General features: G+C 36.0%; 11 protein-coding genes. 7 read left to right on the forward strand and 4 right to left on the reverse strand.

Annotated elements, in window-relative coordinates; translation table 11 throughout:
- Nucleotides 1–73: 73 nt before the first annotated feature.
- The gene (locus tag ACFSAH_RS00280) at nucleotides 74–2,467 is read right to left on the reverse strand and encodes a TonB-dependent siderophore receptor (RefSeq protein ID WP_379660674.1); all 2,394 of its coding nucleotides are present in this window, start codon (nucleotides 2,465–2,467) and stop codon (nucleotides 74–76) included.
- A 146-nt stretch (nucleotides 2,468–2,613) separates the two neighbouring features.
- Here ACFSAH_RS00280 and ACFSAH_RS00285 point away from each other — a divergent pair, with 146 nt between their 5' ends.
- The 4 genes from ACFSAH_RS00285 to ACFSAH_RS00300 all read left to right on the forward strand — a co-directional run bounded on the left by ACFSAH_RS00285 (nucleotide 2,614) and on the right by ACFSAH_RS00300 (nucleotide 7,113).
- Nucleotides 2,614–3,498 carry a helix-turn-helix transcriptional regulator gene (locus ACFSAH_RS00285; RefSeq protein WP_379660675.1) on the forward strand — a complete coding sequence of 295 codons (885 nt, stop codon included), beginning with the start codon at nucleotides 2,614–2,616 and terminating at the stop codon, nucleotides 3,496–3,498.
- 220 nt (nucleotides 3,499–3,718) lie between these two features.
- On the forward strand, nucleotides 3,719–4,483 hold the full coding sequence (locus ACFSAH_RS00290) for a hypothetical protein (RefSeq protein WP_379660676.1): 765 nt from the start codon (nucleotides 3,719–3,721) through the stop codon (nucleotides 4,481–4,483).
- Nucleotides 4,484–4,547: 64 nt separating this feature from the next.
- Nucleotides 4,548–5,384: a prolipoprotein diacylglyceryl transferase gene (gene lgt, locus ACFSAH_RS00295; RefSeq protein WP_379660677.1), complete on the forward strand. Its 837-nt coding sequence runs from the start codon at nucleotides 4,548–4,550 to the stop codon at nucleotides 5,382–5,384.
- Between the two features lie 907 nt (nucleotides 5,385–6,291).
- Nucleotides 6,292–7,113, forward strand: a complete 822-nt coding sequence (locus tag ACFSAH_RS00300) for a hypothetical protein (protein WP_379660678.1) — start codon at nucleotides 6,292–6,294, stop codon at nucleotides 7,111–7,113.
- A 528-nt stretch (nucleotides 7,114–7,641) separates the two neighbouring features.
- Here ACFSAH_RS00300 and ACFSAH_RS00305 read toward each other — a convergent pair.
- On the reverse strand, nucleotides 7,642–8,679 hold the full coding sequence (locus ACFSAH_RS00305; RefSeq protein ID WP_379660679.1) for an LLM class flavin-dependent oxidoreductase: 1,038 nt from the start codon (nucleotides 8,677–8,679) through the stop codon (nucleotides 7,642–7,644).
- A gap of 662 nt (nucleotides 8,680–9,341) precedes the next feature.
- Between ACFSAH_RS00305 and ACFSAH_RS00310 the strand changes: the two genes are divergently transcribed.
- Entirely contained in the window at nucleotides 9,342–9,650 is a 309-nt protein-coding gene (locus ACFSAH_RS00310) for a hypothetical protein (RefSeq protein ID WP_379660680.1), read from the forward strand.
- A gap of 181 nt (nucleotides 9,651–9,831) precedes the next feature.
- Here the strand turns inward: ACFSAH_RS00310 and ACFSAH_RS00315 are convergent, their stop codons facing one another.
- A complete protein-coding gene (locus ACFSAH_RS00315) occupies nucleotides 9,832–10,293 on the reverse strand; it encodes a c-type cytochrome (protein ID WP_379660681.1) in 462 nt (153 codons plus the stop codon).
- A complete protein-coding gene (locus tag ACFSAH_RS00320) occupies nucleotides 10,283–11,554 on the reverse strand; it encodes a PQQ-dependent sugar dehydrogenase (RefSeq protein WP_379660682.1) in 1,272 nt (423 codons plus the stop codon). Before ACFSAH_RS00320 ends, ACFSAH_RS00315 begins: the two co-directional genes overlap by 11 nt.
- Before the next feature lie 354 nt (nucleotides 11,555–11,908).
- Here ACFSAH_RS00320 and ACFSAH_RS00325 point away from each other — a divergent pair, with 354 nt between their 5' ends.
- Both ACFSAH_RS00325 and ACFSAH_RS00330 read left to right on the forward strand, forming a co-directional pair.
- A complete protein-coding gene (locus ACFSAH_RS00325) occupies nucleotides 11,909–12,880 on the forward strand; it encodes a heparin lyase I family protein (RefSeq protein ID WP_379660683.1) in 972 nt (323 codons plus the stop codon).
- Nucleotides 12,881–13,148: 268 nt separating this feature from the next.
- Complete coding sequence (locus ACFSAH_RS00330) at nucleotides 13,149–15,614, forward strand: glycoside hydrolase family 95 protein (protein WP_379660684.1); 2,466 nt, start codon at nucleotides 13,149–13,151, stop codon at nucleotides 15,612–15,614.
- Nucleotides 15,615–15,626: the final 12 nt, after the last annotated feature.

Genomic DNA, 15,626 nt, shown 5'->3' on the forward strand with positions numbered 1-15,626 from the left:
CATGTATAAAAAAAGGCTTGCACCGATGATATCGGGCAAGCCTAATTCAACTAATATTAACTTATTATAAGGATTAAAATCTATAAGAAACAGATGCAGAGAAATTTCTTGGATCTATCTGATTGATATAACCACCTCTGTAGTAAGAATTATAACCAATAGCATCTGCAATATTGTTCAAATAAAAACGAGCAGTATATTGTTTTATCTTATAACCCACTTGTGCATTTAAAGTAGTGTAAGCAGGCATATCAAAAGGCTTTACACCTGTTGGTGTTCCGTGTCCGTCAGGAGATAAACTGAATTCGTTTACAGGTCTTTCACCTACATAATAAACTCCAAAACCTAAAGAAAGACCATTTAAAGTAGCATCGTTAAAAGCATAGTTAATCCAGCCATTAGCAGTGTGTTTTGGTGCGTTCATAGGCGCAGAACCATTTACATAAGAAGGGCTGTTTTGATATTGCGCATCAAGATAAGCGTAGCCCAACATTACCTGAAGGTTTTCCAGAATACGGCCATTCAATTCAGCCTCAATACCTTTACGTTTTAAATCACCAGCTTTGAAATAAAATCCTGTTGTAAGGTCAGAATTTGGTTGATATTCTGTATTAGACAGGTTTTTAGTGATAATATCAAAGTAAGTAAAGTTAAATCTTAATCTGTTATTTAACCAGTCAGATTTAATTCCCACTTCAACCTGATCTGTAGTTGATGGACCAATCTCATCACCATTGCTCATTAAGTTGGCAGCAGAACGAAGACTGGTACTGTTGGTAAAAGATCCAAATACATTGATATTGCTGATAGGAGTAACCATAACACCCACACTTGGGTTCCACGCATGTCTGCTTGGAGTAGTTACACCAGTCAGTGTCTTTGTTCCCGTAATCTCAGAATATCTTAAACCAACAATAGCTTTTACGTACCTGTTAAAAGTAACTACATCCTGAGCCATTAAACCATAAGTATTGTAAGCCGATAATACTTCCGGTTGAGCTGCAAAAACTACTTTTTTATCAGTAGAATTAGGGATATCCGTAAATACATCTATTACATCTATAGCTACAGAACCTAAATTTGTAGTAGAGGCATCAGCACCTCTGAAGTCAAAACCAGCCTGAAAAGTGTGATTTATACTTCCTGTTTTAACATTTTCGCCCACAAGGTCTAATTGAAAAGTGCTGTTTTTATCATTTCTCAAATTTCTACCCTGTGTTCTTTGTCTTTTATTCCATTCAACATTGGTTTTAGTTAAAGTACTTAATGACGTAGAAGTATTATCTACATTGTATTTAGACGTCATGTAAGCTGCTCTCAAGCTCAATTTATCAGTCAGTTTTCTATTTAATCTGGCAGAGAAAGAAGATGTAATCGTATTGTTTACATCCGTATTTAAACCTAAGAATTTATTATGCGGAAGATTATATAATTTGTTCTCATCAATATTCCCCAGGTTTATAGTACTGTTTACAGGAGTCCTTTTATCATTCATATAATCCCCTTCAATAGTAATGGTAGTTTTATCAGTAGGTCTCCACTCCAAAGAAGGATTAATATAAACACGGTTAGAGTTAACAACAGGCCTGTAATTATCAGCCCTTTCAAAAGAACCATTTAATCTAACAGCTAAAGTTCTGTTTTTATCCAAAACATTTTGCACATCAAAAGCAGGTCTTAATTGTCCCCAGCTTCCGGCGCGTAAGCTAACCTCACCAGAATTAGTGAATTGAGGTGTTTTAGTTACTATGTTAACCACACCACCAGCATTTCCAATATCAGTAATAACACCTTGCGTAATAGCCGCAGAACCCTTTAAAACCTGAATAGACTCAACACCCTGCATATCCGTAGCAATAGATGCTGTTTGGAATTGAGAATCCATACGTACACCATTTTTTAATACCGGTATACCACGAAAACCTCTTGAAGACAAACTCTCTTTTACACCACCATAAGAACCAAACAGGGTAACACCCGGAACGTTTCTTACCGCATCAGTAATAGTTAAAGCCCCTTGCTCTTCAATTACAACATTAGAAATTATAGAAATACTTTGAATCTGATCAGAAGGTTTAATAGGCATTCTGGTAATAGCCTCTAATCCCTTAGGAGCTACATAGCGTTCGCCAAAAACCTCAACCTGTGCTAACTCTTTATCCAAAGATTTTAAGGAAATGCTGTTAATATTAGCCTCACCATGTTTAAAAGAGATGCTAACTCTCTCAGTAGAATGGCCAACTAAGCTGTACAAAATATTGTATTTACCAGGTAAAATACCTTTTAAGATATATTCCCCGTTTTCATCTGTTTTGCCGGCAATATTAGCCTCCTCTACATAAATAGAAACAGACGGAAGAGCGTTGCCATTAGTATCATTTACCCTACCTTTTAAGATTGCCCTGTGTTGTGCAAAGGCTTGAGTAGTAAGGGTTACAAGTAAAAATAAAATAAATCTTTTAACCATTTTATTTGGATTAAGTCTAAATAATTATATTTGCGGCAAATCTAAGAACTTTGTTTATTTAAAAACGACGAAAAAGGAAAGAAAAACGACGGAAAAGGTAATATTCTTATAAAAAGGATATAGAGAAGGAGCTAAAAAATATTAAAATGATGGATAAAATAACTTTAGCAGAACTTTTAGGCAACAAATGTTTACAGTGGCAAACACCGTTTGTTGATTATTGCTATGCCGATTTTGTATTAAACAAAGAGTTGAAGTTTTATCTGGATAACCCTAATCAAAAAAATATTTACGTATTATATCTGTTAAGAGGCCATAAAATACAGATAGATACAGACCCAAGCAACAGCTTACAGCTTAATCAAAAGCAATTTGCTTTAATTTATTGTACTAAAAACCAATCTCAGATAAACTTAACCTGTTTGCCGTCAGAACGAATAGAATTGCTGGTTATAGGCGTATCAGCAGCATGGTTTCAGGAATTAGAAACTTTGAGAGAAGTTTTTGAACAAGAAAAAATAATTCCGGCAAACAAAACACTAAATAAAGTAGTCAATATGTCTGTAGAATTGGCAGACTGTATTTCCGGTACCAACCATTTAGACCGCTTTGCAGGAAAAATAAAAGATTGTTATCTGGAATTAAAAGTACAGGAGATATTGCTGCTATCTGTAGAAGCCTATAAGAATAGTCTGAAAGAACACGAAGAAATAGATACAGGAGCCTTAGAAAAAATGACCTTAATACATGATTTGTTAACCAATAATCCAGATAAAGAGCATAGTCTTAAAAACCTGGCAGAAACTATTTGTAGTAACACCACGTTTGTAAAACTAAACTTTAAAAAGATTTATGGAAAAACAGTATTTGAGTATTTGCAACAAATACGCATGGAAAAATCATTACAATTATTAAAACAAAAAACACACTCTGTTACAGAAATTGCCAGTCAGGTAGGCTATAAACACGCTACACACTTTACTGCGGCATTTAAAAAATATTATGGGGTTTCTCCTAAAAAAATTAAGTAATTAAACTAAAAATAATTAATATTTGTTTTAGAGAACATCACAAAAATTAAAAAAGCACAAGAACAAACCCTCTGAAAAAGAATAAAAAACCATTCCAGATTATAAAAAACAAAGCCTGTTTGAATAGGTAATTTCCAATTTATCCTAAATTTTATTGTTAAAACCGTATCCAGACTCTATCTTCGCTGCATATTCTTTAAAAGAGAAAAAACTCAGGCTAATGAATAATGAAATCGAACGGCTAATAGCAAAGCATTATCCCAATGCAAAAAAAGGAGAAGAAATAACAGATACCTATTTAAGCTTTCTGAGAGACGAATATCAATCAGACCTTAGTAAAATGTTATTTGCAACCTCCTTATGCTCAGACGATATAAATGTTTCCACAAACTTTCGTAAAGTATTAACCAGACCCTTTACTTTAGGCGGAATGGGCGGATTACCCTATGCCGGTCTGACCGGAATGATAGCTTTTGCCCATCATGTACCTGATGGTGGAGACGCATTTATATTCTATGGCCCCCATATTGGAATTACAGATGAAGGTGAGTTGGGTAAAATGAGAAGGCCGGGACAAAAGCACCTTACCAATAGCTGCGGAGCATTAATGCTGGCTTTAGAACGTATAAAAAGGATAGAAGATGTCTATATTCCCGTAAATATGGAAATAGACTATCAGCAAACTTTGCTAGAAAGAAGTGTAATGCCTTTTAAGCAAAGGATTTTAGAAGCAGAACAGCCCGAAAAAGAAATTACAGAAGTTACCTATAATAACATTAATTACAGAGTACACGAACTTGTAAAAATATGCAAAACAGAATTTAATTGTGAAAGGGTGTTTCTGCTGGGCGGAGTAATAATCAATACCAGTCCCGAATTCTCGGACTATGTAGACGTAAGAACTTTTGAAGTTTTAGATTTGAAAAACATTGAACAGCAAGATCTGATCTCTATTTTACAAAGCGATGCTTTTAAAAATTTGTAGACATACAATGGTATTGAAGTAAAAATATTATACATTTAAATAATCAATCGCTGAAATAAAGAATATGCTTTTAAACTATATTACCTGGAATCCGTCAGAAAGCCTTATAGATTTAGGCTTTATCTCAATAAAATTCTATTCGTTATGTTTTCTGCTGGCTTTTTTGTTCAGTTACATTGTAGTGAAGAAACAATTCGAGAAAAAAAATATAAGCATAGAAGTACTGGATAAACTGACCATTTATGTTTTTTTAGGAACATTAATAGGTGCCAGATTAGGGCATTGTTTGTTTTACGATTTTGCTTATTACTCTAAACATCCATTAGAAATTATCTTACCATTTACCTTTAATCCGTTTAGGTTTACCGGTTTTCAGGGTTTGGCAAGTCATGGAGGAGGAATAGGAATTCTGGTAAGTTTGTACCTGTTTTCCAGAAAATATAAAATGAACCTTTGGTATTTAGTAGATACCGTAGCTATGGTTGTACCTTTGGCCGGTGGTTTTATCCGTTTAGGAAACCTGATGAACTCAGAAATTATAGGAAAAGTAACAGATGTAAGCTGGGCATTTATTTTTGTAAAAGAAGATATGCAACCCAGACATCCGGCACAATTATACGAAGCTATATGTTACTTCTTGTTGTTCTTTTTACTTTATAGAATAAATAAAGAACGCAAGAAAGCCGTAGGATTTAATTTCGGGTTTGTAATTACAGGAATCTTTATTGTAAGGTTTTTAGTAGAATTTATTAAAGAAAACCAGTCAGCATTTGAGAATGGAATGTTCTTAAATATGGGGCAAATACTAAGTATACCATTTATACTGTTGGGCTTATATCTCTTGTTTATTAAAAAGAAACAGCCCGAGACAGTTGCCTCTGCCCAAAGAAATAAGAAATAGCTTAATCCGGTTCCGGGATAATAAAACATTTAGACAAGCCAAGCCCCGATGGGGGCACATTGAGCTTGTCTAAATGTTTTGCGTGGGGTTAATTAAAGATTGAATATAATGAACGGAGTTCCCAGTGTCAGAACCACGGATTCAAAAGATTAAAGGATTACACTGATGGAGTTGTATTATGCAAATCAAATCCGTGATATCCAATAATCCTGTATAACGATTTCTGGATAATAAAATTGATAGACAAGCCAAGTCCCAACGGGGTCACATTGAGCTTGTCTAAATGTATTGCGTGGGGTTAATAAAGTCCGAATTTGATGAACGGAGTTCCCAGTGTCAGAACCACGGATTCAAAAGATTAAAGGATTACACTGATGGAGTTGTATTATGCAAATCAAATCCGTGACAACCAATAATCCTGTATAATCCGTGATTCAAACTAACAGAAAGAAACAATGAAAAGCAAAGTCTAATAGTCGATAGTGCGTCATTAAGGATAGTTTTTTTGCTGAACTTTTGTACGTATAGTATTCCTTTCTGGATATCAGAGCAAATTCCCGTTAGGTTTTTCATTTTTACAGGCTACCTACAAGCCAATTACCAGCAACCTACCTAATAAAGGTATAGTATACCCTTTTATTAGGTGTTGTTTACACTTTATTAACCTTTTTACCCAGCAATAACAAAGCCCATAGCCTATAAAAAGTATACAAATGGTATAGTAAAGGTATAGCAATAGTATAGTAAGTGTATAGTAATTATATTGTAAGTATATAGTAAATAGGGATTAGAGTGGGACTTAAGTGGGAGTTATATGGGACTAGAGTGGGACTTATAAACTGAGAAATGCTTGGTTTTAACCTTTTATTTGGTTATTTTAGAGTATACCTAATATAAGCAAAATATTATGGCAGAACAAGAACATTCTTTGCCTTATTCTGGAAAAACGGGTAATAGAGTAGGCTACCGAAGAGGTAAAAAATACTTTGAACGACAGCAAACCAAATCGTACCAACCCCCTGCAGAAAGTCTTAAAAGTGCCAATGAATTTGGTACAGCCAGCAAAGCCTCGGTTTTATTAAGAAATGCATTTAAAGAGGTATTGTTAAGTTCTTTTAAAACCGATTTACATAGCAGGTTATCTAAGCGTTTTGGAGAAGTATTACGTAGCGGACCAATTGAAAAGAAAGGAACCAGAAACGTATTTGATGGCGATCCTGAGGTTTTGAGAGGTTTTGAATTTAATAAAGACCGGAGTTTTGATGGTTTAACGCTGCTTAGGTTAACTGTAAATGTGCATGATAAAGAAGTATGGGTACAACTACCTTCGTTTAAAAGAGAAATTTATACAAGTATGCCTCCAAAGGCCGAGAGATTATGGGTTGAAGTATCCTATGCATGGATTGATTTTACCAATGCTGTACATTTTACTTCTAAGGCACCTCCGGTAGTATTCAATGGGGCTGAAGATTTTAAAGGAGGAAGGTTTAAAATAGCTATTCGTGAAGAAAAACAATGGGCTTTGGTAGTGATGATTACAATATGTTTTGATTATAATTCATCCGGACCTTTGGGGATTATAGGCAATAAAATGTATCAGGCGGGACGTATAGAGAAGGTATTGTATTTCTCGGATGGTAAATTGTTGCAGTACCAAAATAATCAGGTCAAAAGCAGAAAAGAGCCCGAAAAAGTTGCTGGTCCTGACGTTTTTTGGGAAGAACTTTAGCTGTGTAACTGTTTATAAAGAAAGCAGATGTTGTGGTGAGGTTAAGAGGCTGTTTAAATTTCATTCAATAATTATTATAGTTGTTGAGATTGCTTCATTCCGTTAGCAATGACAAAAATAGGAGCGTCACTGCGAGGAACGAAGCAGTCTCTTTTACCCCTGTATTTTATTTATCTCATTTTTAAACAGGTTTTATTTAATCGATTGGAACTAAACTTGCTTCATCATCATCTTGCGAATTAAAAGGTTAAGAGCTTGTTTAAATTTCATTCAATAATTATTATAGTTGTTGAGATTGCTTCACTCCGTTCGCAATGACAAAAACAGGAGCGTCTTCCGAATTTACTTCGAAACTAAAACATGAAATAATGTCCAAATCACTCAAAAACAATGAAATATTAATCGAACTTAGGTTTATAAGTTTTAGGCCACAGCATTAATATTCTATGGAAAAAAAGAACACGCATCATTTCCAAAGAGATGATGCGTATAAAATAGTATAGGATGCTAAAAAGATAAAACCCTGATTTATCCTTTAGGTAATGCTTTTCTAATTTCAGGGGCTACTTTTGTACCAAATAGCTCTATAGCTTTCATTACATCTTTATGTTCGGGACCGCCAACATCAATATGGGCAATAAATCTCGTCAGTCCAAAAAGTTCATGCATATACAATATTTTATCGGTAACCTCGGCAGCATCGCCAATAAATAAAGCTCCTTGTTTTTGTCTGCCGGCTTCAAATTGTTCTTTTCTAAAAGGTGGCCAACCACGTTCTTTTCCTATTCTGTCCATCTGATCGGCATAATAAGGAAAGTAATTGTCAGCAGTTTCCTGCCCGTTATTACCTAAAAATGTATGCGAATGTATGGCAATCTGCATTTTAGATACATCATGACCATGTTTTGCGTATTCTTCTTTGTATAGTTTTACCAGAGGCTGAAACTGGTACGGATAGCCACCTATAATTGCTATAATTAAAGGAAGCCCTAGTTTGGCTGCCCTAAGGACTGATTCTGGTGTTCCGCCTACGGCAATCCATATAGGTATTTGGGGATTAAGTGCTCTGGGGTAAATACGCTGATTGGTTAAAGGGGCTCTTACAGTTCCCTTCCAGTTAATCACCTGGTTTTTATTAATGTTAAGCAGTAAATCCAGTTTCTCTTCAAAAAGAATATTGTAATCACTTAAATGATAGCCATACAAGGGGAAAGATTCAATAAAACTACCTCTGCCTACCATAATTTCGGCCCGGCCACCGGATAGTAAATCCAGCATGGCAAAATCTTCGTAAACTTTTACGGGATCTGAAGAGCTTAAAACGGTTACTGCACTGGCCAATTTAATATTTGTAGTTACTGTTGCTGCTGCGGCTAAAATCATTTCTGGGCTAGAAACGGCATAATCTTCTCTATGGTGCTCGCCCATGCCAAAGACATCCAGTCCAACTTCATCTGCCAGTTTAATTTCTTTGATGATTTCCTGTATTCTTTGATGTGCAGAAATCTGTTTTCCGATGGCTGGATTCTGAGCTACATCTCCAAACATTCCAATTCCTAATTCCATATATTAATTCTCCTTATAATTTACTCCTAAATCAAATATAAATATAAGCGTCTGGTAAAAACTCATCTAATAATTTTTTTACCATTCTTTTTGATTATGATTTTGTTGTGTTTTTTGAGGTAGAAATCTAACTTGCTCTTCAAAAACAGGACTTGGCCCACTCAAAATAGCCCATGAAAAAAATCACAATATAAATTTAAACAGGCTTTAATGCCAATTTTGAAAAGACATGAAATAACAATTGATAGTACCGGAAAATCTACAGTTGATTTAATTAGTGACCTAGAAAAAAAAACGTAATTAAATCATGAAAAATTCCGTAGTAACCTGAGTTCGACTATAAAAAGGCTATGAGAGTAATGCCAAAAGAGATTGCTTCACTCCGTTCGCAATGACAAAAATAGGAGTGTCACTGCGAGGAACGAAGCAGTCTCTTTTACTTCTGTATTTTATTTATCTCATTTTTAAACAGGCTGTAACAATCATACTTCTTCATTTTTAACAAAACTTATCATTATATATGGCCTGTCAATAATTTACCTTTTTGAGGAAAAAGGAAAAACTATAGGTTGTACATCAATTGAATACAAAATGGTTAATTTACCTACTTTTAGGTTAAAGTAACACTTTTACATCAATTGCTTAATTGTCATATTTAAAATATGAATGAAAACTATTTTAGAAAAGGGTTCTCGCAACCTATTATTTCATCAAACGGGATAATGACATTTACATTGCTGTTTGAAACAGATATCAACGGATCAATTAATGCATATGATTCTAGTTTAAAGGTAAGTATTAATAGTATTTGGAATCTTTCTAACGATGAAGCAGGCAATACAATTATAACTATTCCTAATTTCAAAATAAGAAAAGGTACCTGGATTAGTTTAGGAGTTTGTTGTAATATAATCCATTTGGAAGATAACTTAAAGAGCTTTGATTCTGCTTATGATATTGTTGGAGAGTAACTAAAGACATAAAGTTCATAACTTAGGTAAGTTTGTAAATATGTTATATGTAATTTCAAATGGACTTCATGGGAGTTTTTACAGTGTTTTTACCGGTAAATTAACCTGAAGGATTTCTTGTTTGCTTATCCTATGAATACTACTAGTTTGGAATAGTTGTTTTTCAGAGGTTTGTCTCTGTCTATTTTTTCTGAGCTCTTACATTTTTTACTTCTGCACTGGTTATCATCCCAGATTTATTCTCAAAAGAATTACGGATATAGGTTAGTATGTCTGCAATCTGTTGGTCGTTTAGCTGATTAAATGGCGGCATAGGGTTGGAATAATATTCGCCATTAATTTCTATTTCTTCATCTAAACCTTTAAGCAGGATATTAATAAGTCTTGTTTTATCTCCGTTTACGTAAGTGGTTTTTCTTATCGGTGGATTTAGATTAGGCACCCCGTTTCCGTCCGCCTGATGGCAAACCATGCATTGCTGTGTATAGAGTGCACTCCCTCTGTCGTAAGATTTTTTGAAGTCTGCATTAACCATGTTGCTGGATGGGGCTGCTTTTTTTACTGTGTTTTTTTGTTGAGCATAGCCTGCCAACCCCATAACCATGCATAATCCTAATGCGGCATAAAATTTATTATTTACCATTATAGCTAATCTTAAAGATAGTTCCTTTTTTATCGTCTGTAACATAAATAGATCCGTCTGGTCCCTGGGCTAACCCGCATGGCCTGTATACGGCTTGAGAGGCTGATGTTATGTTGTCAGATCCAGCAAATCCGTTAGCAAAAATTTCCCATTCACCAGCAGGTTTACCGTCTTTAAATGGTACAAAAGCTACATAAAAACCTTCTTGTTTTTCAGGAGTTCTGTTCCACGAGCCATGAAATGCTATAAATGCACCGTTTTTGTATTTGGCAGGAAACTGATTACCTGTATAGAATAACAATCCGTTGGGGGCAAGGTGAGCCGGAAAAGCTACTGTAGGGTTAATAAATGCTGTGCTTGCCGGTTTTTTTCCATCTCCACCATATTCAGGAGCTTGTATGTTCTTTTTTTGAAAGGGATCGTAATAAGCAAATGGCCAACCTGCATTATCTCCTTTTTTTAATTCATATAAACATTCGGCAGGAAGTTCTGCGTTTGCTTTTGCATCGTATAGTTCCGGAAATAAGGTGTTTAATTGATCGCGTCCGTGTTGCATCACAAATAAGCTGTTTGTAATATGGTTCCAGTCTAAGCCAACTACGTTTCTTAAACCTGTGGCATAACGAACACCCTGACCGTAGGTTTGGTTTAGTTTAGTTGTTTTAAACTGCCAGATACCGCCTGCAGAGTCTAATAATGGACAGCCGGGTATGCCTTTAGACCCTGTTTTTCTATCTTGTTCCTGACAGGAGTTTGAATAAGCACCTACGTTTACGTAAATGTTATCATTATTGTCTATCACAATGGATTTGGTTTCGTGCTGTCGTCCCATCTTCAAGCCGGTAACAATGGTTTCCGGGCTTTGGGTATCTATCACTTCGTTTTTATTGTTCAGTTTATACCTGAATACTTCCTGATTGGATGACGCGTATAAATAACCATTTTTTATGAAAATACCTGTACCACCATAATTTCCAAAGCCATTAACTACTTTGTATTTGCCATTGGACTCTTTCAGGTAAAGGACTCCCTTACCATCTACCGGTCTGGCTAATTTTACATACATACTTCCATCGTTATTGATACTCAGGTGTCTGGGTTTACCCAGGTTTTCGGCAACAATATTTGTGGTAAAACCTTTCGGCAAAGTTATCTTTACACCATCGGCAACGGTAATATTTGTTTCGCCCTGAGCAAATGTGTAGGAGGTCATAGTTAGTCCGGCTATGGCGAGACCACCTATCAATAATACTTTTTTCATCTTAGTTTGGTTGGTATAAATCAAAGTTATTATGCAATATACGTATTCCGATTGGCAATATCTTCTGTTGAAATCTCAGCCTGTTTTGTCTTACAAATTCAATGTTAGTTTATTTTTACAGGCTGATTGTGCTTTTTCGACTGAAGATAACCAGATCATTTATTTTTCAAAAATACAGGGTTGCCTGTTTTTTTATTGAGCTGATTTGGCAAAATATAATGTTTAATTGGCTTCTTTCGCCAAGATAACTTACAAAAATGCCAAAAAGAAAGGTTTTTTAAAGAGAAACTATGAGATATTTGAATGTAGCTTTTAGTGTACTGAATTTATTTTAAAAACCAATTTTAACTGGATATGAACAAATTGACTTTATTAAGCAATAAATATGTGCTGGCTTTAAGTTTGTCTTTGGCTATTTTGTTGGCTTGTACATCTTCAAAAGAAGAAACAACAATAAAAAAAGAGGAAGAAACTGTTGGTCCGATAACAGGGCCTGATAATGATAAAGATGATCCCTCGAAAGAAGAACCGCCTGCGGGTAACCCCAATGCGGGAAATCCTGTTGTAAATGGAGCTGTTACTTTAAGTGCAACGGCTAGCTCTGGGAGTGCTTATCCTCTTTTTACTGGGGCTTTTGCCCATGAAAATCCAGATTGTGTACATAGTCCATTTGGGCCACATGTTACACAGGCGTTTGATTCGGATTTAAATAAAAATGTATTTGTTTTCCATAGTCATATCATTGATGATAATGACAGATGTACCAATTTTGACAGGGTAAGAATGGAAATTAAGGGAAGTAATAGTAAAACGGAACATAAGGAAAATGAAATGGGATATTACAGATGGAAGTTTAAATTACCTGCTGATTTTGTAGGGTCTAATACTTTTTGCCATATTTTCCAGATTAAAGCAAAAAGTGGAGATGCCGGTGCTCCATTGATTACTATCACGCCAAGAGCTTCTGTGCTGGAAGTTATTCATGATGCGGGAGCGAGCAGTGCAAATAGTTTAGGTAAAGTTGTTTCGGTACCATTAGCTCCGTTTAAAGGAACGTGGGTAGAGGCTTATGTGAAGTATAAAAGTAGTGATAATGGCTCGTTTGAAATTGTATTAACAAGGGTAAGCGATGGTGTTACTTTGCTTAGTTATAATAAAACAAGTGGTATAGATATGTGGCGTACGGGCGACAATCAGGTGAATCGGGGGAAATGGGGCGTGTATAGATCTAAAGGCGATGGGAAAACTGCGTTAAAGGATGAACAGGTGAGATTTGCTGATTTTTGCGTATCGGAGACAAGTGAGGCGGAGTGTCCGGGCGGGTAAGTAGTAGATGATAAGTTGTATGTGGTAAGTTGTGTAGTAGCAGATATTGAAGTAATCTGTTAGAAGGTTTTGCCAATACGGTTTATGAATAGGCCAATTAGTTTGATTGGTTTGATGGATAAAATGTGCTAATTGCGCATTTGATTTTCCTGTTTTTTAGAATATTGATATTGTCAGCTGTCTGAATATAGCTTGGGTGTAAAATGCCATTTCCTATTCAGGCAGTTTCTTTTTGAATAGGATGTATATTAGATAGTATTACCCAGATATGCGAAAACTTTATTTTTTAGCTCTAAGCTCTTTTTTAGCTGTTGCAAATGCCGATGCTCAGCAGTACGATAAAACTTTAAAATTGTGGTACGATGCACCGTCCAGAAACTGGAATGAGGCTTTGCCTATTGGTAATGGTCGTTTAGGGGCTATGGTGTTTGGCAATCCCGACAGGGAGAAAATCCAGTTAAACGAGGAAACTGTTTGGTCTGGTGGTCCTAATACCAATATTACTTCAGAATCGGGGGCTGCTATTCCGAAGCTGAGACAGCTGATTTTTGAGGAGAAGTTTTTGGAAGCACAGGCTTTGGCTGATGTAGATATGTTTCCGAAGAAAAACAGCGGGATGATCTATCAGCCTGTAGGTGATTTATTAATTAACTTTCCGGGACATGCACAGGTTGAAAAATATTATAGGGACCTTAATATTGAAAAAGCAGTAACGACCGTTAGCTATCGTTTAAATGGTGTTAATTATAAAAGGGAGACTTTCGCTTCTTTCCCAGATCAGGTTATTATTGTTCGTTTAACTGCTGATAAGCCAAATAAAATAACTTTTAATGCTTCTTTAACTTCGCCGCAGAATAGTGCACAGAAGATAGAAAACGGTAGATTGATTTTAACAGGGCTAACTGCGGATCATGAAGGAGAGAAGGGGCAGATCAAATTTGAGACTCAGGTTAAAACCAAAGTAAAAGGAGGAAAGGCGGAGCTGACAGGTAATTTATGGAAGGTTACAAATGCCAATGAGGCGATTATTTATATTTCTATGGCTACCAATTTTGTCAAGTACAATGATATTTCCGGTAACCAACATGTAAAGGCGTCAAATTATTTAGATAAAGCATTTGTTAAGAATTATGACGATGCTCTAAAACAACATATTGCATTCTATCAGCAATTTTTTAACCGGGTAAAGTTTGATGTGGGCGTCAATGCTTCGGTGAATAAACCTACTGACAGAAGGATTTATGAATTCGCAAAAAGCTTTGATCCACATTTAGCAGCTTTATATTTTCAGTTTGGAAGGTATCTTTTGATTTGTAGCTCGCAACCGGGTAACCAACCGCCAACTTTACAGGGAATTTGGAATGATAGAATGGATGCGCCATGGGATAGTAAGTACACGATCAATATCAATACGGAAATGAACTATTGGCCAGCGGAAGTAACGAATTTATCTGAATTGCATCAACCTTTGTTTAATATGCTGGAAGATCTGGCTGTAACAGGACAAGCCACTGCTCAATCGATGTATGGTGCTAAAGGCTGGGTAACACACCATAATACCGATTTGTGGCGGATTACCGGTCCTGTTGACAGACCTTATGCTGGACTTTGGCCAATGGGAGGGAATTGGCTAAGCCAGCATTTGTGGGATCATTACCAGTTTACCGGTAATAAAGACTTTTTGAAGAAATATTATCCTGTTTTAAAGGGTGCAAGTGATTTTTATCTGGATATTTTACAGGAGGAACCTAAGCACAAATGGTTAGTGGTTTCTCCATCAAATTCCCCTGAAAACACTTATGTAGAAGGTAAGAGAGTATCTATTGCCGCAGGAACAACGATGGACAATCAGTTGCTTTTTGATCTGTTTAGTAAAACTGCCAAAGCTGCTGAGATTTTAGGTATAGATAAAGATTACAGTACGCTATTGAAACAAAAGATCAACAGGCTTGCACCTATGCAAATTGGTAAATACAGCCAGTTACAGGAATGGATGTACGATTGGGACAGACCGGATGACAAACACCGCCATGTTTCTCACCTATATGGCTTATATCCCAGCAATCAAATATCTCCATATAGTACTCCTGAGCTGTTTGATGCAGCCAGAACTTCGTTGATTTACAGAGGTGATCCGGCTACTGGTTGGTCTATGGGATGGAAAGTCAATTTATGGGCCCGTTTTCTGGATGGAAATCATGCCTATAAATTAATTACCGATCAATTGAAGTTGGTTGGCGGAAGTATAGATAGTGTGAACGTAAAAGGCGGTGGAACTTATCCGAATATGTTTGACGCTCATCCTCCTTTTCAAATTGATGGAAACTTTGGTTGTACTGCAGGAATAGCGGAGATGATTTTGCAATCACATGACGGTGCTATCCATATTTTACCTGCTTTGCCTGATATCTGGCCAACCGGTAAAATGACAGGTTTGGTAGCCAGAGGTGGTTTTGTGGTAGATGTTGTTTGGGAGAAATCTAAATTAAAGGAGCTGAAAGTTACTTCTCGTTTGGGAGGAAATTGCAGGTTGAGAATTAATGAGGATTTATTAGCTTCTACAGCTAATCTTAAAGCTGCATCGGGAAACAATGCTAATGCTTTTTATGAGGTTCCTACGGTTAAGAAGCCAATAATTTCTCCTGAAGCTAAGTTAAAACCGGTAGGTATTAAAGCCAGTAAGGAGTTTGATCTTTCTACCGAAGCCGGAAAGGAGTATGTTTTTAAGTTTTAGGTAGTTGGGGGC

Source organism: Pseudopedobacter beijingensis, from assembly GCF_042678145.1.
GTDB classification, from domain to species: domain Bacteria; phylum Bacteroidota; class Bacteroidia; order Sphingobacteriales; family Sphingobacteriaceae; genus Pseudopedobacter; species Pseudopedobacter beijingensis.